A 26,368-nucleotide genomic window follows, 5' to 3' on the forward strand; every position below is an offset into this window, starting at 1 on the left:
GCGCAGGGTCGACGTCGACCCAGGTGAGCGAGGCGGAGGAGGTCAGCACGGCCTCGACGATCCGGGCCGAGCGGACGCCGTCCTCCCCGGTGGGCAATCCCTCGGGCGCTTCGCCGCGGATCGCCGCGTAGGCGTCGGCGACAAAGGAGTTGAAGCAGTCGGCATAGCCCTGGGCGTGGCCTGCGGGCAGCCGGGAGAGCCGTCGCTGCTCGGCCGATCCGTGGTTCGGGTCCCGGACCAGCACACGCGCTCCGTCCGGGGCGCCGAGCCATACGGTCTCGGGGCTCTCCTGGTCGAAGACCGCGCTCGCGGCCGAGCCGTCGAGCTCGAACCACAGCCGGTTCTTACGGCCGGCCGACACCTGGGAGACGGCCAGCGTGCCCAGGACACCGCCGTCGGTGCGCAGCAGCACCGTCGCCACGTCCTCGGTACGCACCCGCACCCGCGGGCCCTCGCCCGTCGTCGCGAAGCTGGCGCCCGTACCTGCGGGGCGCGTGGCGACGGTGGTGCCGAGCCGCGCGGTCAGTGTGGTGAAGCGGACCCCAGTGACCCATTCGACAAGGTCGCACCAGTGCGATCCGATGTCCGCGAACGCCCGCGACGGTCCGCCGTCGGCCGGGTCGACCCGCCAGGACATGGCGTTCTCGGAAAGCATCCAGTCCTGCAGATAGCTGCCGTGGAGCAGTTGCCACGCCCCGAACTCGCCACGCAGCCGGCGCTCGCGGATCTCCCGGACCAGGGGGTGGTAGCGGTAGACGAAAGGCACCGCGAGCACCAGGCCCGCCTCCCGCGCCAGCCCCGTCAGCCGTTCCGCGTCGGCGGCCGTGGTGGCGAGTGGCTTCTCGCAGATCACATGCTTGCCCGCGCGCAGCGCCGCCTCGGCCTGCCCGACGTGCAGCGCGTTCGGGGTGCACACATGGACCACCGAGACGCTGTCGTCGGCGAGCACCGCCGCGAAGTCCGGGTAGCGGCCAGGCGCTCCCCACTCATCGGCGGCCCGCGCGCTTCGCTCGGGGGTCGAGGCCACCACTCCGGCGAGTTCACCCCCGGCCGCCCGGATCGCGGCCGCGTGCACGGCACCGATCATCCCGGCCCCGGAAACCACCACCCGAAGCGAGTCATTCATCGTGTGCACCTCCGCCGTCCGGCAGTCGACCGCGGCCTGAACGCCGCGCTGCGCATCACCATCGTTTAGTTCACGCAGCAAGCACAAGATGGGATATTTAATTTTCTTCAAGGCCTAAATTCGGTCAATCTTCAGTCGTCATGCCCCGTTAACTCCTGATGGAGGGCATGGGCACAGCCTGAGAAGAGAACCGTTGACGAACACAAGCAGGCTTCATTACGGTCACTTGAATGCATAAAGACGACGGCTATGCTGAGGAACCACCTGCCCCCGGATCGGTCCCGCAGGCCCTGCGCCGGGTGTTGGGCCTGGTGGTCTCCGGGGAGGCGACCAACCGCGCCGAAATCGCCCGGCGCAGCGGCCTGGCCCGGTCCACCGTGGGCCAGCAGGTCGACCACCTTGTCGGTACCGGCATCCTGCAGGAGGTCGAGTCCAGGCGGTCCGTCCGGGGGCGGCCGCCCCGGGTGCTGACGATCAGCCCACAGGCCGGAACCGTCGTCGTCGCGGACGTCGACACCACCGCCTCCCACGTGGCCATCGCCGATCTCACCCGCCGGCTCATCGCACAGAGCACGGTCGACATCCGGATCGACGCCGGCCCGCAGGCGGTGCTGGACGCGGTGACCGAGCGGCTGCGAGAGCTGCTGGAGAAACACCACCGCGATCCCGACCGCGTACGCGAGGTGGTCATCGGCCTGCCCGGACCGGTCGACTTCCAGCAGGGCTGCGCGGTACAGCCGACCGGCATGCCCGGCTGGGACGGCTACCCCGTCGCCGACCACCTCCGGACACGTTTCCGCGCCCCCGCTGTGGTGGACAACGACGTCAACCTGATGGCCCTGGGCGAAGCCGTACAGGGCGGGGCCGAGACGCCCCTGCTGTGCATCAAGATCTCCACCGGCATCGGGTCCGGACTCATCACCGCGGCCGGCCAGGTGTACCGCGGCGCCGACGGAGCCGCCGGCGACATCGGCCATATCCGGGCCGTCGGCGGCGGCAGCGTCCTGTGCGTCTGCGGCAACGTCGGCTGCGTCGGTGCGATCGCCTCCCACCGGGCCGTCCTGCGCGGCCTCGGCATCCCCGAGTCAACGGATGACGACCTGCTGTACGGCACGCGTGTGCTCGCCGAGCGTATCGCCAACAGCGACCCGACGGCCCTGCACGCCGTGCGTCAGGCCGCCACGGAGATCGGCGAGGTGGTGGCCATGCTGGTCCATATGTTCAACCCGCGCAGCGTGATCCTGGCCGGCCCGCTGAGCGAACTCCGCGACGACCTGGTCTCCGCCGTACGAGCCGCTGTGTACCAGCGCGCCCTTCCCCTGGCCACCCGCAAACTGACCATCACCGCGACACAGCTCAAGGGCAGCTCCGGACTGCACGGCGGAATCGCCCTCGCCACACAGGACATCTTCGGGCCCGCGGGCATCGCGCGACTCCTGGCCGACGCGCCCGAGGCGGGCGTTTAGGCGGCATCCTGAACCGGGTCGGATCAGCGAGTGGCCGGAACCACTCCGGCACGCTGTCGAGCAGAACGGCACCCAGCGGGATCGCGGGATGCACGGCGAAGTGCGCGCACCAGGCGCTCACTGTCGCCGCCGATCCCGGCCACCGCGGTCTCGCCTCAGCAGTGGCTGTCTCCAGGACCAGTACCGCCGCGCCACCGGCACCCAGCGGCGAGCGGCCTGACGACGGTCCGCGCCCGGCGGGTGATGGCGCCTCCCGTCACCCCCGCACCGACCTCCAGCGGCCCGGCACACACCGCGTCCTCCGACGCCGGAGACCACCACAACGCCGGCTTCAGTTCCAGAAGGCCAGGGCCTGCGTGAATACGCCTGGGCCCTGGTCCCGCTGCCCAGCAACAGCGACGACGGCTTCGAAGACGCCCTGCTCATCCGCCGCAGCCTCACCGACGGCGAGCGCGCCTACTATCTCACCCACGCCCCGACGGGCACTGCGCTGACGGAGATCGTACGGGCCGCCGGCTCCCGCTGGGCGATCGAGGAGTGCTTCCAGGCCTCGAAGAACCGACTCCGCCGCCCCCGTAAGCCCCGTGGTTCGACTCCAGTAATAGGGCGCGGGTGTGGCCATATTCCGGTGGCGGGCGGAGCGCCGCTCGGAGATGATCGCGCACATGGCCTCAACAGTGACGAACATAGCGATCGACTGTGCGAACGCCTACCAACTGGCGCGGTTCTGGAGCGATGTGACCGGACACCCGTTGGACCCCGAGGACGAACCAGGTGACGACGAGACCGAGATCATGCTGCCCGGCGGCCCGGCTCTGCACTTCAACGAGGTTCCGGAGCCCAAGTCGGCCAAGAACAGGCTCCATCTGTGCCTGCGCCCCGACACCTCGCGGGACGCAGAGGTCCAGCGGCTGCTGAAGCTGGGCGCCTCCCTGGTTGCCGATCACCGCAAGCCCGACGGCTGGGGCTGGGTCGTTCTCGCCGACCCGGAAGGCAACGAGTTCTGCGTATTGCTGACCGAATCCGAGAGGTCCGCATTGTCCTCCTGACCTCAGCCCTTGCTCGCGACCCGACATCAGCTCCGCACTGACGGATGTGGGCCGGGTGCGGTAGGTCTCTGCCTGTTCGTTCGAGGTGGGAACTCCTCGCCGGGTCTTTGTGCGTCGGTCGGGGAGGCCACGCCCGCGCGCATGGGGAAGGGCGGCAGCGGTTTCGAGAAGCTGGCGTTCTCATGGGAGCCCGGCTCGGGTGTGTCAACTACCCGGCAAATGGGCATCAGTTCATCTCTATGGCGTACTGGCGGCCGAGGGCAGGGGAATACGGCGGTGGATGTCAGGCTCACCTTGCAGACGCTGCATGCGGACGAATCGCTGCCGCTGACGGAGGACCTGCTGCGGTGGCTGAAGGACGAGCCCGAACTGCGTGGACGGGTGACGGTGGCCTCGGCCGCACCCGAACCCGGTCAGATGAGCGGCGGCGTCCTGCAGACGATCCTCGTCAGCCTCGGCTCGGCCGGCGTGGGCGCGCTGGCCCGCTCGCTGCCGATCTGGCTCCGACTGCAGCGTTCCAAGGTTGAGATCGAGGTGACCCGCGCCGACGGACGCTCGGTGCGCGTCTCCACGGACAACCGCAAGGACGTCGACTCCCTCATCCACGATGTCCTGGGCGTAGGCCTCGACCGGGACTGAACCGTGGAGTCGTCGCAGGCAGGGTCGCTTCCCGATCCGGACCGGTCTCGGGCGGTCCTCATCGGCACCCGCTCCTACACCGTCGGCTCCGGACTGGCCGAACTGCCCGGCGTGACCGGGAATATCCAGTCGCTCGGGGAGCTGCTGAACACACGCACGGGGCTAAGGCCCGAGCATGTCCGGCCGCCGCTGCTCGACGAGACCGACGACCGCACGGTGTGCCGCCAGGTCCGACGCGCCGCCCGGGAGGCCGAGGACCTGCTCCTCGTGTACTTCGCAGGCCACGGCCTCATCGAGCCCGAGACGGGCGACCTCTTCCTCGCCCTGTCGGCGAGCAACCCGGACGACCCGCTCTACTCGGCCGTACGGTTCTCGGAGATCCGCGAGGCCGTCGCCGCGAGCCCGGCCCGCCACCGCGTGATCATCCTGGACTGCTGCTACAGCGGCCGGGCGATCAAGGACGCGATGGGCGGCGACGCAACGTCAGTCGCCCTGGGCCAGACCGAGACCCGCGGCGCCTGCACCATCGCCGCGGCATCGGCGAACGAACCCGCGATCGCCGTCGCAGGTGAGCGCCACACCGTTTTCACCGGCGCACTCGTCCGTCTCCTGCGCGAGGGCATCCCGGGGGCGGGCCCGCACCTCACCCTGGACCGCCTGTACGCGGAACTGGACCGCACGCTGAAACCATGGCCGCGCCGCCAAGGGACCGACAGTGTCGGGGAGTTGGTGCTGGGGAGCAATCCGGCGGGGACGCCGACGCAGGCCGCGCCGACTGCCGTCGCGCCGCCAATGGCGTCGCAGGAGACCGAGCCGCCCACCGGGGTGCGGTTCACCACGAACTACCGGCGGCTGTTCTGGCAGTACGCGATGGTCTACGCGGCGATCTCGGCCCCGTCAGTGGCATTGGGGTACGCCTGCCTCACCTCCGAGTGGTGGTCCGGAGAAATCCTGGAATGGTTGTCCGTCCTCGCGGCGCTCCTTCTCCTGACCATGCCCCTCATGGCGATACGCATTGTGCTGAGGCTGATTCCAGGCCCGTACGAACTCCTGGTCGGCGAGGACGGTGTGGGACTCGTCGCCAATGATGAGACAACCTTCCTGCCCTGGCGCGACATCCAAAGCGTCACCACCGGCCGCACGCGGCGGGGACGCAGAACGCCCTGCCATCTCGCCGTCCTCCCCCGGCGCGGTTTCGTGCCACCTCCGCACCGCCCCTTCCGCCCCCGCCTGGACCGCCGCAACGGTGCGCTGATCCTGTGCGATCTACGGCGGCTGCGTGATCCGCTGACGGTCCTGGAGGCCACGGTGGCCCGGTATGCGGGCCCGCTGTGGGACGAGCACCACGGGCTGGCACATGCACGGAGCGTGCGTTTCGACCGGACCAGGGGGCTCAAGGACATCGGGTTGCTCCTGCTCCCGTTGCCCCTGTACGCGGTGGGCTGGTTCAAACTGCACAGCGTGGCGGCCTGTGTGCTGATCGGCCTCCTCCACGCATGCCTCGTCGTCATCGAGCTGCTTCCGCTACGGGTGGAGATGGACGACCGTCAGATCACACTGACCTCGGGCTTCCGTAGAACGCGGGTAGCCTGGAATGAGGTCCGTGAGATGCGGTTCGCCGTGGACGACCGGATTCCGGGGCCGAGCCTCGTTCTCGGGACCGATGAGACCCAAGAGTCCAGGATGCCCCTGATGGAGCTCACCGCCGATGTCCATGAGCTGGACGCCGCATTCCGGAAGTTCGGCGGGGCCCGGTATCGGGGAGTGGCCCCGCGATCCCCTGCCACACCGGATGACAGTCCGGCCGAGGTCGTCTTCGCCGGTCGACTGATGGGCGCGTGGGCCACAAGCGCCGGGGCGCTCCCCGTGGTGGCCTTCACGTCCGTTGCGTGGGCGACCCCGCTCGCGGGCTGGGGCGTCTGGGCGACTGCCTTGCCCGTGCTGTTGAGTATCGGTCTCACAGGCCTTGTCGTCTCCCTCCGGCGACGGCTGCGGCTGCGCCTCGACCACGAGGCGCTCCACCTGACTGCGGGGCGCCGCAGCGCCCGCATACCCTGGCGTGATGTGAGCCGTGTGACCATTCAGCCCTTTCACAAAGAGAACGAGAAGCTGCCCAGCTGGTGGATCGTCGTGTGGTTCAAGGACGGTGCGTCAGTCCCGGCGCCGTGGCGGCTCAGCGGCTGCTTCCGGCCCTGGTCGGGCGGGGTACGCGTCATCCGCTGCGGCGCGTCGGCACTCAGCGGGGTGTCCGCCTCGCCCGTCGACGTGGAACAGGCCCTGCGTCGCTTCGCGGGACCGGCATGGCAGGACGTTGCTTAGAGTTCCCGCAGGTAGGCGTGTGCTCATGGGCGGTGGTTCGGGCGCTCGTCCCATCGGTGGGTCGTCCATGCGCGCCGGATCAGGTTACGGATGGTGATAATCGTGTCGGCGAGGTCGAAGAGTGCGTCGAATCGCCGTCGGTCGCCTCGCTGTGCCGGGCGCTCGCCGAGGCCGAGGATCAGAACGCTCAGGGCGAGGCGCAGGTCATCGGCCCCCAGCGCACGGTCCGCGCCCGCATCACCGGCCCCGGCAGCGGCACCGATCCCGAGCTGATGGAACGGCTCACCCGGCAGGCCCTCGGACCCGGAGAACCACGCTTCCGGCTTGAGCAGCGACGCGACGTACAGCCACAGCCAACCGGATGCCTCCAACACGAGCGGCAGAGTCAAGCCCGGGTCGTCCTGCAGGAGATAACCCTTGAGACATCGGAACGACGAGAGGTCTTCGTCTCTATCGAACTGCGCCGTGGCCAGCGAGGAGCTACTGATCCGGACCGCCGCTGACAGCGCGACGGGCGGTATCGCGGAACTGTCTGGGTGAGGAGCCGACTACGCGGCGAAATGCTGTGCTGAACGCACTCTCGGATGGCTCGATCGCGGCCGAGGTAATCTTCGCCGACTACCCGGTCTACGGTGCGACCAAGGCGGCGGTCACCCAGCTGACCCGCAACCTGCGCGCCTCTCTCGGGCCTCGCGGCGTACGGGTGCGGTCCGTCGACCCGGGGTTCGCCATCACTGAACTCGGCGCCGACATGGCACACGAGGCCACTCGGGTCGGGCTGGACGAGATGCGGTCGGCCATCACGGCCATCACGGCCATCACCGCGGAAGATGTGGCCGACGCCATCACGTACTCGGTGGCGGTCCCGGCCCGGGTCAACATCGCCGAGCTGACGGTCGTTCCCACCCAGCTCGGCTGAGAAACCGAGACCGGCAGGCGGGGTCCCTTCCAAGGCCGAGCCGGTGTACGAGGTCAGCCGGCCTCGTACATCGGCAGCCTTCCGTCCAAGTCGCCTGCGGGCAGAACACGGGTCGAGTTGTGTTCGCGGACAATCCGCCACCCGTCCGGCGTTCGACGCCAGACCAACGAGGTAGTGGTACGGATATCCGTGGCACCGTCAGGCGTGGTGATCCGCGCTACGAACGCCAGTGTCGACGCGGCCAGATCGTGGCTCACGATGACGTGCGGGCCGTCGTCCACGGCATGGTGAGCGGAAACCATCCGATCGAAGTGGGGCTCCCAGATCGAGCCGTAGCCGGTGGCTGTCGCCGCGACACGCTGCTCGGGGTCGAAGTCGTCGTAGAGGCGGAGGTCCGCAGAGTCGAAGTCGTAGAACTCGCCGAAGATACGCTGGAAGTCGAACGGCGCGTCCCCCTCGTTGCGCTCCCAGCCGAACACCCATCTGCCGTGCAGATCCGCAATTAATCGCTCATCGTTCATGACTCGACGCTAGGCTCGCGGAAGAGCTGCAGGAAGGGTCTGCCACACCCACCCTGGGTGTAGGGGCTTCCGCCCCTGTGGCCAGACACTACGTCCGCCTGTTCGGCGTGGGGCCGGCTGAGCATCCACGTTGCGCCGGTGCCGGCGAGGAATGCGACGCCTATCTGCTCGTCCAGCACCCGCACCACCGCGGCGGTTGCCGCGGCGTGCAGCCGCACCTCCGGATCACCGGCCGGGCGCCCCAGCCGGTCGCCGATGATCACGCGCAGCTGCTGTTCGGTCTGGTCGCAGGCCATCAGCCAGGCCGTGCGCAGTGCCGGTTCGGTGTCGGCGAGCCGGATCATCTTCATCGCCAGCATTTCGTCGGTCAGATCGACCGGCCGTGTCTCGTACTGGAGCCGGACCAGTTCCCAGCACGCTCATCAAGGTGACGACGCCCTGCATGACGATCGGCTCGGCGCATGCCTCCTTGCTGCGGAAGTGCCACCAGATGGTGCGCGTGGACAACCCGACCGCGTCGGCGATCTGGTCGCCGCTGGTCGCGGCCACACCCTGCTTCCAGAACAGGCGCGCCGCCTCCCCGGAGATCTCCAGCCGCAGCCGCATACGCCGCCGCTCGCTCATCCCTCCCACAGGGCGCTTCTCCGACGCCACGGCATTCATCAGCCCTTCTCCATCTCCTTCTCCTTCTCCGTTCGCAAGCGGCATGACGTCACCGAGTGAGCCGGTGCGCGGTGGTGCGCGGCCGGCGGTGGTGTTACCAGCTGAGGGCGTTGTCCATCGACTGCTGCCAGTACGTGACGCAGAGGGAGTCGTCGACGTAGCTGCCCTCGGCGGGCAGCGACGGGTGGGCGACCGAGGAAGTGCTCTCTCCGGTGCGGTCCTGGAAGGCGGCGGGCCGAAAGTCACGTACACCGAGCGGGAGTTCAGCAACTTGGGTCAGAGCGACACTTGCTGCCACGGCCGTGGGACGCTCCGCCGCCCGCCCACCATCACTCCCGGGTCGGCGGAGCCGTGCGTGCGTCGCTCGTTGCTTTTGCAGTACTACGGCTGCTTGCTCACCAGCGCGGCCAGCTCGGGGTCGCTTTCGTACCGTCGCCGGTGCAGGTCGGCGATCTCCGCGCCCATCTGCGGGTCGTCATCGTCGGTGATGTCGTACGAGTCGAACTTCTCGACCAGGGGCATACCGACCCGGTCAGTGTGCGCGTGCGCCGGATGCGTCAGATACTCCCAGTAGCCGTCGAGGTCCTCGATGACGAACACGGCGCCACAGTCGAAATCGCCTCCGAAGTCGCGGCCGACGACGGCAACCTCCTGCATGGTCAGCTTCTCGTACGTTTGCCCGGACCGGGCCTGGACCTTCTCGCCGGTGGCGCGCAGCTCGCCGGCGGCCCGCCGGGCAAAGCCCTCCGCCCCGGCCCTGGACAGCAGCTCGTGGGCGGTGCGCAGATGCTCGCGGCAGTCACGCCGACGGCCTTCGCGCCGCAGCCATTCGCCGTACAAGAGGTGCGCCCGGGCCAGGTAGGGGAGCAGTGGGCCCTCGGCGAGCAGGTCAATGGCTTCCCGGTAGTGATCCTCGATGCCGGTCACAAGTCCTCGTGAGTAGGCCGCGACTCCCCGGCCGGCGACGGTTCCGCAGGCCTGTGTGCGCTCGGTGAGGGAGTCCATTGCCCGCGCTGCGGTGATGTGGTCGTCACAGCGGACCGCGGCTTCGATCAGTTCCGGCAGGGCCGCTCCGGTGAGGAACAGATCACCGTGCTCGGTGGCCTTCCGAGCCGCGGCCAGCGCCGCCGGGTAGTCGGCCAGCCCGTTGTTGAGCATGGCTGTTGTCCAGTGCAGGTTCGTGACCTGTCCGGGACCTCCGGTGGTCGGTGCCGCGGTGGCTACCTCGCACAGGCGGAGAGCCTCGTCGCGGCGGCCGCGCAGCGCGGCGAGATGCAGCCGGTGATGGAGCAGCGGGGGTGCGCCGGTTGCGTCGGCGATCGCTGCCTCCTCCGCGGTGGTCGCGATGGCCTGCCCGATGTCACCGATCAGGGTGGCGTCGATCGCCTTCTGCGCGAGGCCGAGCCTGAGCAGCAGCGGCGAGCCCGAAGCGCGGCCCGCCTTCACCAGCCATGCGGCGATGGCGGCATGGGTGTCCGGGTCCCACAGCTCGACGGCGATCATCGTGGCGAGCGCGGGACGCCGCGTCCAGAACGGGTCGCCGATGTCGTAGAGGGCGTGGCGAAGCAGCGGAACCGCGGCTTCGTACCCGTCGGTGGCCAGCACCATCAAGGCGTCAAGGGCGTCCGGCGAGCTCGGTGTCGGCGCCGTGGACCGGGCCGCGGTGAGAACCCGATCGATGACAGCACCGCCGCGGCCGACAGACAGGCTCATCTCGACGGCATCGAGGAAACAGTCACGTGCCCGGTCCGGATCCAGACTCGCCAGCCGCTCAGCGGCGCGCACCATCAGCATCGGTCCGGAGCCGTCGCCGTGCCGGGTGAAGGCGATGCGGCCCTGCAGCAGGCCGACGTCAGCATGCTGGAACTCGTCCAGCGTAGTGGTCTCCAGGGTCACGAGCAGGTTGGCCGCCTTGCCGAACGCCCCCGCGTCGAAGCCGGCCTGGGCGGCGTGCAGAGTTCGTTCGATCCGGCGTGCGGGATCCAGCGACAGCGCCACCGAGCGCTCGAGGAAGGCTGCCGCGGCTGCCACGCCCCCGCGTGCCTGGGCACGCTCCGCGCACCGCTCCAACTCGTCGGCGACGTCGTCGTCGGGGCCAGGGCTGGCTTGGGCGCGGTGCCAGGCCCGGCGGTCCGGCGCCATGACCGGGTCGGTAACGGCCGCCAGAGCCGCGTGTACCGCGCGGCGTTGGCCGGCGTCGGCGGCTCGGTAGACCGCCGAACGTGCCAACGGGTGGCAGAAACGGATGCGGGTACCGAACTCGACCAGTCCCGTCGCGTCCGCATCCGCGCTGGCCGGTGTCACATCGAGGTTCAGTTGACGCGCGGCCGGCCAGAGCAGGCCGGGGTCGCCGGTCGGGTCGGCGCTCGCCACCATCAGCAGAAGCCTGGCCTCGGCGGACAGACCGGCCAGCCTGGCTCGGAAGCCGTACTCGATCCGGGTCGGCACCGAGGACATGTCAGGCGGGACGAAGCCACCGGCGCGGTCCAGCTCCAGCACCGCCAACGGGTTCCCTTGGGCCTCGGCGACGAGCCGCTCCCGGACCTGGTCATCGAGGGGGAACGGGCTTCGCTTCGTCAGCAGAACCTTGGCGTCCTCGTCGCTCAGACCGCGGACGGCCAGCTTCGGCAGTTCACCGAGTCCGGTCGCCGTGTACGTTGACCGCGCGGCGAAGATCATCGCTACCGGGTCGGCGGCGACCCGGCGAGCGAGGAAGACCATCGCCCTCGCGGACGCGGTATCAACCCACTGTGCGTCATCGATCAAGCACAGCAGGGGCCGCTCCCGGGCCGCTGCCGTTACCAGTCCCAGAGTCGCCAGACCGATGCGGAACGGGTCGGGTGTGCCCTCGGCCAGCCCGAAGGCCACCTGCAGGGCGTCACGATGCCGGTCCGGCAGCTCGATGAGGTGCTTCAGCATCGGCACACACAGTTGGTGCAGCGCGGAGTACGGCAGTTCCTGCTCGAACTCCGACCCGGACGTCCGGACCGTCCGGAACCCGGGCGCCGCGTTGTGGGCGTGGTCCAGCAGGGCACTCTTGCCGATGCCCGCCTCGCCTTCCAGCACCAGCGCGCCGCCCTGTCCCGTAAGCGCAGCGCCGGACAGCTCGTCGACGCGTCGCTGTAACTCGTGTCTGCCAACGAGCAGATCGGTCAGGAACGAAGGAGTCCGCATAACGCGAACGGTAGGTGATCGCCGCTTACTGGGCACAGGCCCCCCTCAGAAGTGCAACCAACGTCTCGCCGCATCGATGACGTAGGCACACCGGATCGGTGCTTTGGACAAGTCGGGGAAGGGCCCACGTTTGCGTTTCGGGACCGACAACGCCTGCTCAGGCCCTGCTCCTGGCGGCCGCGGCGCTGCTCCCGGACTCGGCACGGACCGCCGAGGCGGCCGGCTCCCGCCTGGCCGCGCGCCACCACAAGGCGGCACAGAGCGGCGCGCTGCCCGCGTAGGCGGCATCGTGGCCACCAGGCGACGGCACGGCCTGGATATTCAGCCGGCAGGCGCCGACCGGGATGAACACGTACCGGATCCCGGGGTGGTCCTTCAGCCAGGGCCGGGTGGGGTGGTCAGGGTCGAGCTCCGCCCTGATGCGGTGTCCGTCCGGCGACCAGCCCGGTACCGGGGGGCAGGATCGGGGGATCACCGGTCCGAGTTCGTCGATGCGGACGACCGTCGCGCCGTCGGGCGGGCAGGTCGGCGGCCACCGTGCCGAGTAGTGCGAGGGCTTGCTGGGAAGCGCTGCCGGGCTCGGCCTGGTACACGATGAGCTGCTGGTCCGTCGCGCTGTCGACGGTGAACGAGTCGTAGGTCAGGGTCAGCTCGCCGACCTGGTGGTGGTTGAAGGACTTGGCCTCATGAGCCTTGCCCCGTACATCGTGCCGGGCCCACAGATCGCGGAACTCCGGGCTCTTCAGGGACAGTTCGCCGACCAGTTCGGTGAGCCGGGCATCGTTCATCAGGTCGCCGCTGCCCGCGCGCAGGGCCGCGAGCCCGGACCTGGCGACCCGCTCCCACTCGGGGTAGAAGTCCCGGGCGGCCGGGTTCAGGAAGGTGAACCGGACCAGGTTGGCCTCGCCCGCTTCCAGCATTCCGGCGAAGAGGGCGCATCCGAGGCGGTTGCCGGCCAGCACATCCAGCCGGCGGTCGAGGATCAGCGCGGGGGTGTGCAGGCAGCCGTCCATCAAGCGCAGCAGACTCGGCCCGACGGGCACACCGCCACCTCGCCGGACGGGGCGACGAGCCGTTCGTGCCAGCTGGTGCAGGTGCGCCGTTTCGTCGGGATTCAGTCCGAGGGCGCGGGCCAGGGCGTGCACCACCTGTGCGGAAGGGTGCTTTTCTCGTCCCTGTTCCAGCCGGGCGTAGTAGTCGGTGCTGACTCCGGACGACTGGGCGACCTCCTCCCGGCGCAGGCCCGGCGTCCTGCGCCGACCCGACCAGGGCTGCCCGGCCCGGGCCGGGCTGGTCATCTCTCGCCGGGCGCGGAGGAACTCGCCCAGCGGGTTGCCACTGTCCATGCCGCAACGATAGGCGCGCATGCGATCGGTTACCTGGGGGTGGCGCACCCAGGGAGAAGACCGTCCTGGTTGACCTGCGGCCCAACGAACACCATCGGCCTCATGACAGACAACCTTTCAAACAGCTTCTCCACGCCCGTTGCCGGTGTGCCCGCGGGTCTGCTTGCCGGCCGGGTCGCGGTGATCACCGGGGCGAGCGCCGGGATCGGCGCCGCGACCGCACGCCGCTTCGCCTCGGCCGGAGCGGCGGTCGCTCTGCTCGGCCGGCGATCCGGGCTGCTGGACGACCTCGCCGCGACCCTGCGGGCGGAAGGCTCCGCCGAAGTCCTGCCGGTCGCGGTCGATGTCACCGACCCCGCCGCGTTGACCGCCGCCGCGTCGACGATCCGCGCCACCCTGGGCCGGCCCGACCTGGTCGTCGCCAACGCGGGGGTGATGCTCGGAGCGCCGTTCGACGAGGCGGACACCGCCGAGTGGGACCAGATGATCGACGTGAATCTTCGAGGTCTGCTGGCGACCGGCCGGGTCTTCATCGCGGACCTGCTCGACGCGGCCGAAGCCGGACGGGCCGCGGACCTGGTGAACCTCGGCTCGACCGCGGCTGAAGTGATCTTCGCCGACTACCCGGTCTACGGCGCGACCAAGGCGGCGGTCACCCAGCTGACCCGCAACCTGCGCGCCTCTCTCGGGCCTCGCGGCGTACGGGTGCGGTCCGTCGATCCGGCCTTCGCCGTCACCGAGCTCGGCGCCGACATGGCACATGAGGCCACTCGGGTCGGGCTGGACGAGATGCGGTCGGCCATCACGACCATCACCGCGGAAGATGTGGCCGACGCCATCACGTACTCGGTGGCGGTGCCGGCCCGGGTCAATATCGCCGAGCTGACGGTCGTTCCCACCGAGCTCGGCTGAGAACGGCGTGCGGGCGCCCACCGCGGTAGCCGGTGGGCGCCATGTCCCGCTCTACGCCCAGCCGCCGTTGTAGGACCTGGCGGTGGCGTTCGCGGTGCGGAAGGCAGCAAGCTGCGAGGGCGCGCTCGCGCGGCACCACGTTTCTCGACCGTTCCCGCAGGCCGAGAACTTGCTCAATGTCGTTGACGACGACGTCACCCCGGCCGTGGCGGGCACGGCCTTGCCTCTTTCGATTCCTGGCGACCATCGCCGCCGCCGTCGCGATGGTCGCCGACCCGAACCGGCGGGCGCAGCGGCGCCCTCCCGCACACGGCAGCCGCGCGCCTCGGACAGCGCGGGCACGTAGGCACCTGTTGCCGACGCGCCATGCCCTCCGACCGGCCATGCTCGGCTCCGAAGCGAAGCCAGTGACCCGCGGCCACGTCCTACCGCTTCGCGGGACGGGACTGGGCACATCGACGATGCGAGAGGAACATGCCGACAACGCGAGCCGCTCCGAAGACGGGTGAGGACGCACTTCGCCACCCTCATCGCGTTCATGGACCGGCGCTGCCGCGCTTCCTGATGCACCATGCCGGCCGCGCGACAGCCGCGTATCGAGGCTCCGCCTGTCAGGGCGCAGCCGGTGTCCCCATGGGCTGCGCGGGGATCCGGCGATGAATGTCCTCGAGCAGGTCCCGCATCGCCATGTGGAAAATCTCGGCCTGGTGTTCGCCGATGAAGGATGTGTGTCCGAAGGCTTCCAGGACGACCATGCCGTGCATGTGCCCCCATGCGCTGAGGAGGAGAGCGGTCGCGGGAGGCGGCAGGGTTTCCGGGCCGTGTGGAAACAGGGGTTCCAGATGCGCCCGGAGAGCCGGCGAGAGCACCCGGGTGTCGGCTGCGGCCAGTTGTGCCGTGGTGAACCCGTCGAACATCTCACGCTGGAAGACCTCGCCCATCCGGCGCATCGCCGGAGTGGTCGGGCCCTCGGCAGGTGCCGCGTAATGACGCAGCGGCGCTCCGTAAAGCAGTTGGAATCGCTCGACGTGGGTGATGGCCCATCGGCGATAGCACTCGGCGGCGGCCACGAACCGCAGCGCAGCCGGTTCGTCCGCCGCTGCGCCGACGGCTTCCGTCACGGCATCGGCCAGGTCCTCGTACGCCTTGGCGACGAGAACCGTGACGAGGGCGTCCCGGTTCGGAAAGTAGTGATAGAGGGCCTGCACGGTCATGCCGAGGCTGCGGGCGACCGCTCTCAGAGACAGGGCGTGCAGCCCGTGCTCGACGATGTGGCTCTCGGCGGCGTCCACGATCTCCTGGATGGCGACGGCCCGCCGTCGCTGGCGCAGGGATGGCAGGACTGTCGCGTACTCGTCTCCGGACATGCAGCGATCCTAGGGCGGCTGATCCGGCGGGGCATCAGAAAACTGCAATCTGATCGAAAAACCTAACAGTGTCAGATAAATCTTCCCCTACTAAAAGACTCGCTGTCTTACTAGCGTCGTTCTCGGCGACGAAGAGCGCGGCACCGCGCCCCCTCTGACGGGGCGAAGGGGCTCTGCGACGCATTGCGCCGGCCCCCCGTCTGGCCGACAACCCCCTTTCACAGAAGGATTTGAAGGAGATCATTTCGTGTTCGAACGTATGGCCGAATTGGCGATTCGCCGGTATCGGCTCGTCCTCATCGTCGCCGTCCTGGCCGTGGCCCTTATGGGCGTGGTGGGCGCGGGCGCCTTTGACAAGCTGAAGGGGGGCGGCTTCGACGACCCCGCCTCCCCGTCCACCCGAGCGACGAAGGTCATCGACGAGAAGTTCGGCGGCGAGACCAACCTCGTCCTGCTGGTCCGCTCCCCCGACGGCCGCATCGACACCGCCGCCTCCAAAGAGAGCGGCCGAGCCCTGGTGGCCGACCTCAAGAAGGAGAAGCGGCTCAGCAACGTCGTCTCGTACTGGGAGACGAACAGCCCCGACCTGCGCTCCAAGGACGGCCGCGAGGCCATGGTGCTCGCCCACGTGAGAGGCGACGCCACGGAGCAGCGGGAAAACGCCCGCGAGATCCTCGACACCTACAGCGGCACTTACAAGGGCACCCTCACGGTCCAGGCCGGAGGAGGCGCCGCCGTCGGTGCCGACCTGTCGAAACAGGTGGTCGACGATCTGATCCTCGCCGAGGCGATCGCCATACCGCTGACCCTTGTACTGCTCCTGTTCGTCTTCGGCAGCGTGGTCGCCGCCCTGCTGCCGCTGGCCATCGCGCTCATCGCGGTCATGGGCTCCTTCGCCCAGCTCTTCCTGCTCGGCAGCGTCACCGATGTCGCCGACACCGCGACCAACCTCACCACCGCCCTGGGCCTCGGACTGGGCATCGACTACGCCCTGCTGATGGTCAGCCGCTTCCGGGAGCAGCTCGCGGCCGGGGTGAACGTGGACGACGCCGTCCGGCGGACGGTGCACACCGCGGGGCGCACCGTCGCCTTCTCCGCCGCGACAGTGGCGGCAGCCCTGGCGGCGCTCCTGGTGTTCCCGCAGTACTTCCTGCGCTCGTTCGGCTTCGCCGGAGTCGGTGTCGTCGCCATCGCCGCCCTCAGCACCCTGTTCGTGATGCCGGCCCTGCTGAAGGTTCTGGGGCACCGGGTCAACAGCGGGCGGCTGCCCTGGACAAAGTCGCAGCGCTCCGACGCCCAGGAACCGCTGTGGGGACGGCTGGCGCGTACCGTCATGCGGCGGCCCGCGCTCACAGCACTGCCCGTCCTCGCCGTGCTGCTGTTTGCGGCGAGCCCGCTGCTGAACATCACCTTCGGCACGCCGGACGAACGCGTGCTGCCCAAGGACGCCGAGAGCCGCCAGGTCTCGAAGGTATTGCGAGAGACGTTCGGCGGCAGTGAGGACTCGGCCCTCCGCATCGCCATCGACCAGTCCGTGGACGCAGCCCCGCTGGCGTCGTACGCGGGCCGGCTGTCCGCGCTCAAAGGCGTCAAGCGGGTCGAGACCAGCATGGGCATCTACACCGAGGGACAGTCCGCGGCGACCGGCCCGGCCAATTCCGCCCTCGGCCGGCCCGACGCACAGCAGATCAGCGTGGTGAGCAGCCTGACACCGAAGTCGGACGCGGCCCAGAGCCTGGTCGAGCAGGTGCGCTCGGTCACCCCGCCCCCTGGGACACACCCTCTGGTCGGGGGGACGGACGCCGTGCTCGTCGACGCCAAGGATTCCATCGCCGACCGGCTCCCCCTGGCGGTGACCCTGGTCGTCCTCACCACCTTCCTGCTGCTCTTCCTGTTCACCGGCAGCATCGTGCAGCCGCTGCGCGCACTGCTCCTCAACCTGGTCAGCCTGGGAGCCACCCTCGGCGTGATGACCTGGATCTTCCAGGACGGCAACCTCTCCTCATCGCTCGGCTTCACCGCGCAGCCGATGGAGGTGTCCATGACCGTGCTGATGTTCTGCATAGCCTTCGGTCTCTCGATGGACTACGAGGTCTTCGTCACCAGCAGGATCAAGGAGCTCCACGACCACGGAGCTGACAACGAGACCGCCGTGGTCAACGGTCTCGGCCACACCGGGCGCATCGTCAGCGCGGCGGCCTGCCTCCTCGCGGTGAGCTTCTTCGCGTTCGGCACCGCCAAGCTCAGCTTCATGCAGATGTTCGGCCTCGGCAGCGGACTGGCCGTCCTCCTCGACGCCATCGCCGTCCGCGGCGTCCTCGTCCCCGCCGCGATGCGTCTGCTCGGGCACACGGCCTGGTACGCGCCCGGCTTCCTGCGCAGACTCCACATGCGGTACGGCCTCAGCGAAGGCGGCCCCGAGCCGACGTCCGCGCCCGTACCCGTACCCGTCCCAGCGGCTCCGACTCACACGAAGGACTCGACCAGGGTCTGACCAGGGCCTGTATCGAATCTGAGGTCAGAGCCACTCCTTGATGGCCGCTACGAGGTCGGTCGCCTCGTAGCGGACCGCAAGCCTGTCGTATCTCGTGGCCACGGTGCGGTGCCTTTTGATGTGACTGATACCGCACTCGACCGCGTGCCAAGCCTTGTAGTCCTCGTAGTCCTCGTAGTCCTCAGGTCGAACTTCGGCGAACGGCCGCCGCAAGGAGCCAAGTTCCTTGCGGTAGCGGGCCTGTTCGACCTTGACCGGGACGCTACAGCGAAAGCCGCGTCTGCCCCAGGCAGGCGCGGCTCTCGTGGGAGGCGTACGCCTTGTCGGCGCAAGCCCGCCCCGGCCGCGTACGCGGCCTGCCGGGCCCCAGCCGGGGCACCCTGACGCGGCCCCAGGAGGACCTTTGAACGTAGTTCTTACCGACGCGAAGGATCCCCCTGTCGCGGGAGAGTTTTCCCATGGGTCCCTTCCGGGTGGACCGTTCTCGACCGTACGTTCCTGAGGAGCCCGCTGGCATGCCCTCCATGCATTCCGACCGTTCCGCGGGCCTGCACGAGGTCGACTGGCGCTCAACGCGCTGTCGGCCGTGGCCGCGCTTCGCAGGCCGATCACCGCACTGGACGCCCACGCCCGTCACCAAGCGCAGTTGATCAAGGCCGGGCACACTGGTCCGTACGGGCCTTTTCGCCGCTTCCTGCCGCGCGGCACCGTTAAGTTGCTCGTCGCGGTGTTCGCTAAACCCGTCTCCTGGAGGACCGTTGTCCCAGATACCTGCCAGCGACGTCGATCTCTACACCGAATCGGCGCGCACCGACCCGTACGAAATCTATGCCGAGCTTCGGGCTCTCGGTCCTGTGGTGCACCTGTCCCGCTACGACCTCTACGCGTTGCCCCGCTACGACGAGGTGCGCGCGGCACTGATGGATTGGCAGACGTTCTCGTCAGCGCGTGGAGTGTTCGTGGATCCGGACGTGAACGCCCAACTGGAGGGGATCACGCTGTGCAGCGATCCGCCCGAGCACACGGCGATGCGCTCGGTGCTGGGGCGGCCACTGCGGCCGGATCGGATGCGCGAGGTGACTCCGCGGATCGAGGCCGAGGCCGACCAGGTCGTCGAGCGGGTTGTCGGCCGGGGCCGGTTCGAGGTCGTCACCGAACTGGCGGAGTACCTGCCCATGACCGTGGTGTCGGACCTGGTCGGGCTTCCCGATCACGGACGGGAAAAGATGCTGGAGTGGGCCGCGGCCATCTGGAACACCCAGGGACCCGCCGACGACCGGGCAGCCGCGGCGGGGCCGGCCGTCGAGGAGTTCATGGCATTCGCCATGAATGACGCCGTGCCGGGAAAAATCGACCCCGACGGCTGGGCGGCGCAGCTCTACGAGGCCGCCGACCGTGGCGAGATCCCGCACGACAAGTGCCCGGTGATGATGCTCGACTACGTCACTCCCAGCCTGGACACGACCATCCTCGCGATCGCCAACGCGGTCGCGTTGTTCGCCCAGAACCCGGACCAGTGGGATCTGCTGCGCGAGGACCGCTCGTTGATTCCGCACGCGATCAACGAGTCGTTGCGCCTGGAATCCCCGGTGCCCCAGTTCAGCCGGGTGCTCACCGAAGACCACGAGATCGGCGGAGTTCCACTGGCTGCCGGCTCACGGGTCGCGCTGCTCTATGCCTCCGCCAACCGCGACGAGCGCCATTACCCGAACCCGACGCGCTTCGACATCACCCGCCGCCCTTCGGACCACCTTGCCTTTGGGCGGGGCGAGCACGTGTGCGTCGGGATGCACCTCGCCAGGCTGGAAATGAGCGCGTTGCTGGAAAGGCTCGCCGACCGGGTCGCCCGCTTCGAAATCCTCGAACGCCGGCCGATGATCAACAACGGGTTGCGCGGTCTCGACTACCTGGATGTGGCGGTCACACCCGCGCCCTGACGCTCAGCCACCTCCCGGGAGAACGCCGGCAGGAGGGTGACGAGGCTGGGCTGGTGGCGAACTCGGTCCCCACCCGTTCCCAGCCGGCCTCGACGACTGCGCAGCAGCGCTCGACTGGGTGCACGAGCACCGGGCCGAGCTGGGGATCTCCACACTCACCGTCGCGGGCGAGTCGGGTGGGGGCAACCTTGCGCTCGCCACAGCGATCCGTGCCAAGCGCGAGGGCAGGCTCGCGGCCGTCGATGGTGTCTACGCTCTGGCGCCGTCCATCTCGGGCCGCTACGGCAGCAGTGCCGAGGAGCGTGAAGCGGCGTTACCGTCGCTCGTCAAGAACGACGGGTACTTCATGGCGTGCGACGGGACCGCGGTCTTCGCTCAGGTCTACGACCCCGGTGCTGAGCACGCCACCGATCCCCTCTGTTGGCCCTACCACGCGACGGTCGAGGAGCTGTCCGGACTGCCGCCGCACGCCATCTCCGTCAACGAGCTCGACCCGCTGCGTGACGAGGCTGCGTGACGGGGGGCTGGCCTACCACCGCGGCTGTAGTACAAGGCGAAGGTCCGCTCCGCCAGTTCGAACGTCTGCGGATCCACTACGAGATACGCGCCGACCTTCACCGGGGACTGCTGCAACTCGCCTGCAACATCATCTGGTTTCGGAAGCTCCGAACCTCATTCGGGAGTTGTTCCTGCCCGAGGAGTGGACGGATGATGACCGGCGGCGCCGACGGGCCGGGGTCCCTGACGAGGTCGGGCATGTGTCCAAGACGCGCCTGGCCCTGGGGCTGCTGGACCGGCATCTGCACCACCTGCGGCCGCCCCCTCACCACCAGCAGAACCAGAGCCAGAACCTAACGAAGGACTACGAGGAGTTGTCTTCAAATGTCACGCCCACATCAGGAGCGATGCGAGGGTGACGGCTGCCTGGTACCTCGGCCATGACGTCCTGCTCGCCCTCGACGCCACCCACACCTTCGACCTGCCGGCCCGAATGGCTGGCACCTCACCGCCGCCGAACTGGCGCGGGCGCCGGCCGTGTCCCTGCACGGCGGAGGCTTCGCACGGGTCGTGACGACCGCGGAACTGATCGCGGCCACCGCCCGGCCTGCACTTATAGACCATTTCCCTTGCCCATAAGACCGTCGCTTCTCCATGGAAGGACAGTTAACTCGCCCTGGCCGGAGCTAGGTTGGACCGATCGGCATGCAATCCACCTGGAAAGGGACATGAATCGGTATGACCGTAGCCTCACAAGCCCCGGCCCAAGTCTCGACTCAAGTCCCGGCCCAAGGCCGTACCGCCCGGTTGGTGGGGCGGGCCCCCGCCGGGGTGCGGCCGTATCTGGAGTTGCTGCGGCTGGACCGGCCGGTGGGGGCCTGGCTGCTGGTGGTGCCCGGATGGATCGCCCTGGGAGCGATCGCCGGGCCCCGGGACGGGGGCCTGCTCGGGCTGCTGCTCCTGGTGTACGGGGTGCTGTCGAGAGGGGCCGCCTGCGGGCTCAACGATGTGCTGGACGCGCGGTTCGACGCGCAGGTGCCGCGTACGGCGGGGCGGCCCGTCGCCTCCGGGCGACTGGCGGCCGGGCGGGCACTGGTGCTGTGTGTCGTGGTGGGGGCCGTCGCTCCGCTGGTGATGGGGTTCTGGAGTGTGGAGGCCGTGGTGTGGGCGGCGGCCGGGGCGCCCCTCGCGGCGGTGTATCCGTATATGAAGCGGGTCACCCACTGGCCGCATGTGTGGCTGGGGATCACCATCAACTGGACGTTGCCGCTGGTGTACGGCCTGCTCACCGGAGGGCTCGGGCTCGGGGGCGGGGTGCTGTACGGGGCGCTGATCTGCTGGGCCGTGGGGACGGACGTGATCTACGCCTGCCAGGACCGGGAAGCCGATGTGCGGGCCGGGGTGCGGTCGGCCGCCGTGCTGCTGGGGCGCCGTAGCCGGGTGCTGGTGGGCGGCGTGTACGCGGGGTGTGTGGTGCTGCTCGCCTGGTTCGGGGTCGTGGCCGGGCTCGGGCCGCTGTACTGGCCCGGACTGTGCGTGGTCGCGGGGCAGTTGGGATGGCAGGTATGGCGGGCCGACCCTGCGGACGTCGGAGCCTGCGGGCGGGCGTTCGGCACCAACCCCCTGTGCGGACTGCTCATCCTCGTGGCCGTGCTCGCCGGGCGGATCGGTACCCTCGGCTGAGGGACACGGACCCTGGAGGTGCTGGTGGGACTGCGGGAACGGATCGCAGCGGAACTCACGGCGACCATGCACGGCGGGGATCTCAAGCTGGAGCGGTACGCGGGGCCGCCCGGTGATCCCGGGCTGTTCGGGATCGCGCCGGGGGACCCGGTGTGGCGGGTGCACGGGCAGGCCACCGGGATGCTCACCGGCGGGTTCGCCGCGCTCATGCTCCAGTCGCTGCATCCGCTGGCCATGGCGGGGGTCGACCAGCACTCCGACTTCCGCGCCGATCCGGTCGGGCGGCTGAACGGAACCGTACGGTTCATCACCACGACCACCTTCGGCTCCTCGGCCGCCGCCCGCGAGGTGATCGACCTCGTCCGGCGGATCCACACCCGGGTGCACGGCACCGCCCCCGACGGCCGGCCGTACCGCGCGGACGACCCCGACCTGCTCACCTGGGTGCACACCGCCGAGGTACGCAGCTTCCTCGCCGGCCACCAGACCTACGCACCCCGGCCGCTCCGGCTGACCCCCGCCGAGTGCGACGCCTACTACCGCCAAGCCGCCCCCGTGGCCGAGGCGTTGGGCGCACGGAACGTACCGCGCACGTCCCTCGAAGCCGAGCGCTATCTGGCCCGCCTCCGCCCCCAACTCCACGCCACTCCGGCCGCGTTGGACTCGGTAGTGTTCCTCCGCCGCTTCGGACGCACACGACGGGAGCGGCTGGTCGTAGGCCTGCTCACGAACGCCTCGGTCGGACTCCTCCCCGACTGGGCCCGCACCGAACTCGGCATCCACCGCCCGGCCCCCGTCCGCACCGGCTGGGACCGGCCCCTGGCGACAGCCGTCGGACGCACCCTCCAGTGGGGGCTCGGGCCCTCTCGGATCCAGGCCGCCGCACGGGGGCGGCTGGCGGGGGCGCGGTAGGGATCACGTCGAGATCACTGGCCGGGACGACAGGATTGGAACCTGCGCCCCCTTGCCCCCAGCGGCCCCATGCGCCGGGCCCGTGAACGCCCAGATGGTGCCATCGACGGCGGAAGCGGGGGTGGCAGCCTGTTCCGTACTCTGGCGGCATGCGCATGCGTCCCACTTTGAGCTGGACCCCTGCCGAGGACCTGCCGCCGGGCAGCACGGATCCGGAACCGGTCGCCGAAGCGCTGAGCACCGGCGGTGTGCTGGTACTCAGCGGGGCCGGCATCTCCACGGAGTCGGGCATCCCCGACTACCGGGGCGAGGGCGGGAGCCTGAGCCGGCATACCCCGATGACCTACCAGGACTTCATAGCCGATGCCCAGGCCCGGCGCCGGTACTGGGCTCGCAGCCACCTCGGCTGGCGCACCTTCGGCCGCGCCCGTCCCAACCCCGGGCACCGCGCCGTGGCCGCATTTGCGCGGAATGGCCTGCTCTCGGGTCTGATCACCCAGAACGTCGACGGCCTTCACCAGGCCGCCGGCAGCGAGGGCGTCGTGGAACTTCACGGAAGCCTGGACCGGGTCGTCTGCCTTTCCTGCGGCGCCCTCGGCCCGCGCCGCGAACTCGCCCGGCGATTGGAGGAGGCCAATGAGGGCTTCGAGCCGGTGGCCGCCGGAATCAACCCGGACGGTGACGCCGACCTCACCGACGAACAGGTCGGGGACTTCCGCGTGGTGCCCTGTACGGTCTGCGGCGGCATTCTCAAACCGGACGTGGTGTTCTTTGGCGAAGCCGTTCCGCCACGGCGGGTCGAACACTGCCGCAAGCTGGTCCGCGAGGCGACCTCGCTGCTGGTCCTGGGCTCCTCACTGACGGTGATGTCCGGGCTCCGGTTCGTCCGCCAGGCGGCCCAGGCCGGGAAGCCGGTGCTGATCGTCAACCTGGACCCGACCCGGGGCGACCGGCACGCCGTCACCCGGGTCGCGCTCCCACTGGGAACGGCCCTCAGCGCCGTCGCCAGCCGACTGGGCATCCCAGAGTCGGCACAGGCCTGACACGGAGCAGGCATGACGGAGCCGGGAGCGGGGGACCATCCCTATCCGACTGTCGGTACAGATCGCGGGAGGCCCCTTACGAGCTGCGCCCCGTTCATATCGAGACCCGAAACCTGCAGGTCAGCTCGGGTGACACGGTGTCCGGCACCCACAGGGACCGTAGCCGCGGTGGCGCTCGAGGTCCACCGCGGTACGGTCCGACAGCGGATTGCCCGCGCCGCGGCCCTGGTGGGGGCGGACCTGGCCGACGCGGACGTCCGTGTGCAAGTGGCGGTGAGGGCCCCGGGGTGAGGGGCCCTCACTCAGGGGTGACCGCTCAGAGCTTGGTCCACGCCTCCGTCAGCACCCCGCGCAGCACCTGCTCGATCTCGTCGAACACCGACTGGTCGGCGATCAGCGGCGGCGCGAGCTGGACGACCGGGTCACCGCGGTCGTCGGCCCGGCAGTACAGGCCGTTCTCGAACAGCGCCTTGGAGAGGAAGCCGTAGAGGACGCGCTCGGTCTCCTCGTCGTTGAAGGACTCCTTGGTTGCCTTGTCCTTCACCAGCTCGATGCCGTAGAAGAAACCGTTCCCCCGGACATCGCCGACGATCGGCAGATCGTGCAGCTGCTCCAGGGTGGACCGGAACGCGCCCTCGTTGTCCAGCACATGCTGGTTGAGGCCCTCGCGCTCGAAGATGTCGAGGTTGGCGACGCCGACCGCCGCCGAGACCGGGTGGCCGCCGAAGGTGTAGCCGTGCAGGAAGGTGTTGTCGCCGCGGTAGAAGGGCTCGGCGAGCCGGTCGGAGACGATGCACGCGCCGATCGGGGAGTAGCCCGAGGTCATGCCCTTGGCGCAGGTGATCATGTCCGGGACATAGCCGAACTTGTCACAGGCGAAGATCGTGCCCAGCCGTCCGAAGGCGCAGATGACCTCGTCCGAGACCAGCAGGACATCGTACTGGTCGCAGATCTCGCGGACCCGCTGGAAGTACCCGGGCGGCGGCGGGAAGCAGCCGCCCGCGTTCTGCACCGGCTCCAGGAACACCGCGGCCACCGTGTCCGGGCCCTCGAAGAGGATCTGCTGCTCGATCTGGTCGGCGCACCAGCGGCCGAACGCCTCGGGGTCGTCACCGTGGATCGGCGCCCGGTAGATGTTGGTGTTGGGCACCTTGTGCGCACCGGGGACCAGCGGCTCGAACGGGGCCTTCAGCCCCGGCAGTCCGGTGATGGACAGGGCGCCATGGGGGGTGCCGTGGTAGGCGACCGCCCTGGATATCACCTTGTACTTGGTGGGCTTGCCGGTGAGCTTGAAGTACTGCTTGGCCAGCTTCCAGGCGGTCTCGACCGCCTCACCGCCGCCGGTGGTGAAGAAGACCTTGTTGAGGTCGCCGGGGGCGTGGCCGGCGAGCCGCTCGGCAAGCTCGACGGCCTTGGGGTGGGCGTAGCTCCACACCGGGAAGAAGGCGAGCTCCTGGGCCTGCTTGTACGCGGTCTCCGCGAGCTCGACGCGGCCGTGGCCCGCGTTGACCACGAACAGCCCGGCAAGGCCGTCGATGTACCGCTTGCCCTTGTCGTCGTAGATGTACGTGCCCTCACCGCGCACGATCGTGGGCACGGGGGCGTTCTCATACGACGACATGCGGGTGAAGTGCATCCACAGGTGGTCGTACGCCGTCTTGGAGAGGTCGGCGCTCATTGCTATCTCGTTCCCCAGGTATAGGTCTGCTTCCGGAGCTTGAGGTAGACAAAGCTCTCGGTGGAGCGCACGCCGGGCAGCGTGCGGATCCGCTTGTTGATCGTGTCGAGGAGGTGATCGTCGTCCTCGCAGACGATCTCGATGAGGAGATCGAAGGAGCCTGCGGTGACGACTACGTACTCGACCTCGTCCATGACGGTCAGCGCGTCCGCGACCGGGTCGAGGTCACCGTCGACGTTGATGCCGACCATCGCCTGGCGTCGGAACCCCACGGTGAGAGGGTCGGTGACGGCGACGATCTGCATCACGCCCTGGTCGAGCAGCTTCTGCACGCGCTGCCGCACGGCCGCCTCGGACAGCCCCACGGCCTTTCCGATGGCGGCGTACGGCCGGCGACCGTCCTCCTGGAGCTGCTCGATGATCGCCAGGGATACGGAGTCGATCGACGGCGTGCCGTTCTTGTCAGGTGTGGCCACGCACCTCACTGTGCACGAGGGTTGACTGTCCCGCAACCCTCGATCAATGAATTTCGTCGTTCAGGAGCCACCAGATCACTGATTCCGTTGTTCTGCTGCGGCGGGCATATTGAAAGCGTCGCTCAGCGGACTACTGTGGGTGTCTC

22 protein-coding genes and 6 pseudogenes are annotated in these 26,368 nt (G+C 69.3%); 16 read left to right on the plus strand and 12 right to left on the minus strand.

Going from position 1 to position 26,368, the window contains the following annotated elements:
* The coding region (locus CCN51_RS23895; RefSeq protein WP_107426060.1) for a Gfo/Idh/MocA family protein at nucleotides 1-1,126 on the minus strand (1,126 nt) is incomplete at its 3' end.
* A 230-nt stretch (nucleotides 1,127-1,356) separates the two neighbouring features.
* Here CCN51_RS23895 and CCN51_RS23900 point away from each other — a divergent pair.
* The 5 genes and pseudogenes from CCN51_RS23900 to CCN51_RS23915 all read left to right on the plus strand — a co-directional run bounded on the left by CCN51_RS23900 (nucleotide 1,357) and on the right by CCN51_RS23915 (nucleotide 6,599).
* Nucleotides 1,357-2,592 (plus strand): ROK family transcriptional regulator, encoded by a 1,236-nt coding sequence (locus CCN51_RS23900; protein WP_043488319.1) that lies wholly within the window; start codon nucleotides 1,357-1,359, stop codon nucleotides 2,590-2,592.
* 346 nt (nucleotides 2,593-2,938) lie between these two features.
* Nucleotides 2,939-3,151 (plus strand): annotated as a pseudogene (locus tag CCN51_RS57770) (IS701 family transposase); the annotation flags it as partial.
* A 106-nt stretch (nucleotides 3,152-3,257) separates the two neighbouring features.
* The gene (locus CCN51_RS23905) at nucleotides 3,258-3,641 is read left to right on the plus strand and encodes a VOC family protein (protein WP_043492786.1); all 384 of its coding nucleotides are present in this window, start codon (nucleotides 3,258-3,260) and stop codon (nucleotides 3,639-3,641) included.
* Nucleotides 3,642-3,917: 276 nt separating this feature from the next.
* On the plus strand, nucleotides 3,918-4,280 hold the full coding sequence (locus CCN51_RS23910; RefSeq protein ID WP_014182282.1) for an effector-associated constant component EACC1: 363 nt from the start codon (nucleotides 3,918-3,920) through the stop codon (nucleotides 4,278-4,280).
* A gap of 3 nt (nucleotides 4,281-4,283) precedes the next feature.
* The gene (locus CCN51_RS23915; RefSeq protein ID WP_014182283.1) at nucleotides 4,284-6,599 is read left to right on the plus strand and encodes a caspase family protein; all 2,316 of its coding nucleotides are present in this window, start codon (nucleotides 4,284-4,286) and stop codon (nucleotides 6,597-6,599) included.
* Between the two features lie 23 nt (nucleotides 6,600-6,622).
* Here CCN51_RS23915 and CCN51_RS60085 read toward each other — a convergent pair.
* Nucleotides 6,623-6,736 (minus strand): annotated as a pseudogene (locus CCN51_RS60085) (IS5/IS1182 family transposase); the annotation flags it as partial.
* 428 nt (nucleotides 6,737-7,164) lie between these two features.
* On the opposite strand from CCN51_RS60085, the gene CCN51_RS23925 reads away from it, so the two are divergent.
* A complete protein-coding gene (locus CCN51_RS23925) occupies nucleotides 7,165-7,518 on the plus strand; it encodes an SDR family oxidoreductase (protein WP_014182285.1) in 354 nt (117 codons plus the stop codon).
* A gap of 53 nt (nucleotides 7,519-7,571) precedes the next feature.
* Here the strand turns inward: CCN51_RS23925 and CCN51_RS23930 are convergent, their stop codons facing one another.
* The 6 genes and pseudogenes from CCN51_RS23930 to CCN51_RS23955 all read right to left on the minus strand — a co-directional run bounded on the left by CCN51_RS23930 (nucleotide 7,572) and on the right by CCN51_RS23955 (nucleotide 13,222).
* Complete coding sequence (locus CCN51_RS23930) at nucleotides 7,572-8,039, minus strand: nuclear transport factor 2 family protein (RefSeq protein WP_043488322.1); 468 nt, start codon at nucleotides 8,037-8,039, stop codon at nucleotides 7,572-7,574.
* Nucleotides 8,036-8,383, minus strand: a complete 348-nt coding sequence (locus CCN51_RS57780; protein WP_264349539.1) for an acyl-CoA-like ligand-binding transcription factor — start codon at nucleotides 8,381-8,383, stop codon at nucleotides 8,036-8,038. Before CCN51_RS57780 ends, CCN51_RS23930 begins: the two co-directional genes overlap by 4 nt.
* A complete protein-coding gene (locus CCN51_RS60090; protein ID WP_425315062.1) occupies nucleotides 8,265-8,747 on the minus strand; it encodes a helix-turn-helix domain-containing protein in 483 nt (160 codons plus the stop codon). The genes CCN51_RS57780 and CCN51_RS60090 overlap by 119 nt, the downstream gene beginning before the upstream one ends.
* Before the next feature lie 49 nt (nucleotides 8,748-8,796).
* A pseudogene (locus CCN51_RS60095) lies at nucleotides 8,797-8,928 on the minus strand (DUF4232 domain-containing protein); the annotation flags it as partial.
* A gap of 155 nt (nucleotides 8,929-9,083) precedes the next feature.
* Entirely contained in the window at nucleotides 9,084-11,876 is a 2,793-nt protein-coding gene (locus tag CCN51_RS23945; protein WP_078610812.1) for an AAA family ATPase, read from the minus strand.
* A gap of 398 nt (nucleotides 11,877-12,274) precedes the next feature.
* Nucleotides 12,275-13,222, minus strand: a complete 948-nt coding sequence (locus CCN51_RS23955; RefSeq protein WP_078610813.1) for a helix-turn-helix transcriptional regulator — start codon at nucleotides 13,220-13,222, stop codon at nucleotides 12,275-12,277.
* Between the two features lie 102 nt (nucleotides 13,223-13,324).
* Here CCN51_RS23955 and CCN51_RS23960 point away from each other — a divergent pair, with 102 nt between their 5' ends.
* On the plus strand, nucleotides 13,325-14,134 hold the full coding sequence (locus CCN51_RS23960) for an SDR family oxidoreductase (RefSeq protein WP_014182292.1): 810 nt from the start codon (nucleotides 13,325-13,327) through the stop codon (nucleotides 14,132-14,134).
* 611 nt (nucleotides 14,135-14,745) lie between these two features.
* Here CCN51_RS23960 and CCN51_RS23965 read toward each other — a convergent pair.
* On the minus strand, nucleotides 14,746-15,501 hold the full coding sequence (locus CCN51_RS23965) for a TetR/AcrR family transcriptional regulator (protein ID WP_014182293.1): 756 nt from the start codon (nucleotides 15,499-15,501) through the stop codon (nucleotides 14,746-14,748).
* 247 nt (nucleotides 15,502-15,748) lie between these two features.
* On the opposite strand from CCN51_RS23965, the gene CCN51_RS23970 reads away from it, so the two are divergent.
* A complete protein-coding gene (locus CCN51_RS23970; RefSeq protein WP_014182294.1) occupies nucleotides 15,749-17,995 on the plus strand; it encodes an MMPL family transporter in 2,247 nt (748 codons plus the stop codon).
* A gap of 24 nt (nucleotides 17,996-18,019) precedes the next feature.
* Here the strand turns inward: CCN51_RS23970 and CCN51_RS23975 are convergent, their stop codons facing one another.
* Nucleotides 18,020-18,208 carry a transposase gene (locus CCN51_RS23975; protein WP_014182295.1) on the minus strand — a complete coding sequence of 63 codons (189 nt, stop codon included), beginning with the start codon at nucleotides 18,206-18,208 and terminating at the stop codon, nucleotides 18,020-18,022.
* A 674-nt stretch (nucleotides 18,209-18,882) separates the two neighbouring features.
* Here CCN51_RS23975 and CCN51_RS23980 point away from each other — a divergent pair.
* The 8 genes and pseudogenes from CCN51_RS23980 (at nucleotide 18,883) to CCN51_RS60105 (ending at nucleotide 24,359) form a co-directional block, all read left to right on the plus strand.
* Nucleotides 18,883-19,932, plus strand: a complete 1,050-nt coding sequence (locus CCN51_RS23980; protein ID WP_238545550.1) for a cytochrome P450 — start codon at nucleotides 18,883-18,885, stop codon at nucleotides 19,930-19,932.
* An 82-nt stretch (nucleotides 19,933-20,014) separates the two neighbouring features.
* Nucleotides 20,015-20,449 (plus strand): annotated as a pseudogene (locus CCN51_RS23985) (alpha/beta hydrolase fold domain-containing protein); the annotation flags it as partial.
* Between the two features lie 163 nt (nucleotides 20,450-20,612).
* Nucleotides 20,613-20,756: pseudogene (locus CCN51_RS60100) on the plus strand (transposase); the annotation flags it as partial.
* Nucleotides 20,757-20,863: 107 nt separating this feature from the next.
* A pseudogene (locus CCN51_RS57795) lies at nucleotides 20,864-21,069 on the plus strand (hypothetical protein); the annotation flags it as partial.
* Between the two features lie 171 nt (nucleotides 21,070-21,240).
* Nucleotides 21,241-22,113 carry a 4-hydroxybenzoate octaprenyltransferase gene (locus tag CCN51_RS23995; protein WP_158104698.1) on the plus strand — a complete coding sequence of 291 codons (873 nt, stop codon included), beginning with the start codon at nucleotides 21,241-21,243 and terminating at the stop codon, nucleotides 22,111-22,113.
* Nucleotides 22,114-22,137: 24 nt separating this feature from the next.
* On the plus strand, nucleotides 22,138-23,025 hold the full coding sequence (locus CCN51_RS24000; RefSeq protein WP_238545552.1) for an oxygenase MpaB family protein: 888 nt from the start codon (nucleotides 22,138-22,140) through the stop codon (nucleotides 23,023-23,025).
* 149 nt (nucleotides 23,026-23,174) lie between these two features.
* The gene (locus tag CCN51_RS24005) at nucleotides 23,175-24,068 is read left to right on the plus strand and encodes an NAD-dependent protein deacetylase (protein WP_043488328.1); all 894 of its coding nucleotides are present in this window, start codon (nucleotides 23,175-23,177) and stop codon (nucleotides 24,066-24,068) included.
* Between the two features lie 12 nt (nucleotides 24,069-24,080).
* On the plus strand, nucleotides 24,081-24,359 hold the full coding sequence (locus CCN51_RS60105) for a helix-turn-helix domain-containing protein (protein ID WP_078610814.1): 279 nt from the start codon (nucleotides 24,081-24,083) through the stop codon (nucleotides 24,357-24,359).
* Nucleotides 24,360-24,384: 25 nt separating this feature from the next.
* Here CCN51_RS60105 and CCN51_RS24015 read toward each other — a convergent pair whose 3' ends face one another.
* Both CCN51_RS24015 and CCN51_RS24020 read right to left on the minus strand, forming a co-directional pair.
* Nucleotides 24,385-25,746 (minus strand): aspartate aminotransferase family protein, encoded by a 1,362-nt coding sequence (locus tag CCN51_RS24015; RefSeq protein ID WP_043488329.1) that lies wholly within the window; start codon nucleotides 25,744-25,746, stop codon nucleotides 24,385-24,387.
* A gap of 2 nt (nucleotides 25,747-25,748) precedes the next feature.
* Nucleotides 25,749-26,222 (minus strand): Lrp/AsnC family transcriptional regulator, encoded by a 474-nt coding sequence (locus CCN51_RS24020; RefSeq protein WP_014182305.1) that lies wholly within the window; start codon nucleotides 26,220-26,222, stop codon nucleotides 25,749-25,751.
* Between the last annotated feature and the right edge of the window lie 146 nt (nucleotides 26,223-26,368).

The organism is Streptomyces milbemycinicus, assembly GCF_002154605.1.
Classification (GTDB): Bacteria; Actinomycetota; Actinomycetes; order Streptomycetales; family Streptomycetaceae; genus Streptomyces; species Streptomyces milbemycinicus.

Excerpts from the sequence above, each read along its gene's own strand:
- CCN51_RS23905 (WP_043492786.1), top strand. The coding sequence starts at position 3,258 with ATGGCCTCAACAGTGACGAACATAGCGATCGACTGTGCGAACGCCTAC.
- CCN51_RS23930 (WP_043488322.1), bottom strand. The coding sequence starts at position 8,039 with ATGAACGATGAGCGATTAATTGCGGATCTGCACGGCAGATGGGTGTTC.
- CCN51_RS60090 (WP_425315062.1), bottom strand. The coding sequence starts at position 8,747 with ATGCCGCTTGCGAACGGAGAAGGAGAAGGAGATGGAGAAGGGCTGATG.
- CCN51_RS24015 (WP_043488329.1), bottom strand. The coding sequence starts at position 25,746 with ATGAGCGCCGACCTCTCCAAGACGGCGTACGACCACCTGTGGATGCAC.
- CCN51_RS23965 (WP_014182293.1), bottom strand. The coding sequence starts at position 15,501 with ATGTCCGGAGACGAGTACGCGACAGTCCTGCCATCCCTGCGCCAGCGA.
- CCN51_RS60105 (WP_078610814.1), top strand. The coding sequence starts at position 24,081 with ATGACGGAGCCGGGAGCGGGGGACCATCCCTATCCGACTGTCGGTACA.
- CCN51_RS23960 (WP_014182292.1), top strand. The coding sequence starts at position 13,325 with ATGACAGACAACCTTTCAAACAGCTTCTCCACGCCCGTTGCCGGTGTG.
- CCN51_RS24005 (WP_043488328.1), top strand. The coding sequence starts at position 23,175 with ATGCGCATGCGTCCCACTTTGAGCTGGACCCCTGCCGAGGACCTGCCG.
- CCN51_RS57780 (WP_264349539.1), bottom strand. The coding sequence starts at position 8,383 with ATGATCCGGCTCGCCGACACCGAACCGGCACTGCGCACGGCCTGGCTG.
- CCN51_RS23945 (WP_078610812.1), bottom strand. The coding sequence starts at position 11,876 with ATGCGGACTCCTTCGTTCCTGACCGATCTGCTCGTTGGCAGACACGAG.
- CCN51_RS23900 (WP_043488319.1), top strand. The coding sequence starts at position 1,357 with ATGCATAAAGACGACGGCTATGCTGAGGAACCACCTGCCCCCGGATCG.
- CCN51_RS23955 (WP_078610813.1), bottom strand. The coding sequence starts at position 13,222 with ATGGACAGTGGCAACCCGCTGGGCGAGTTCCTCCGCGCCCGGCGAGAG.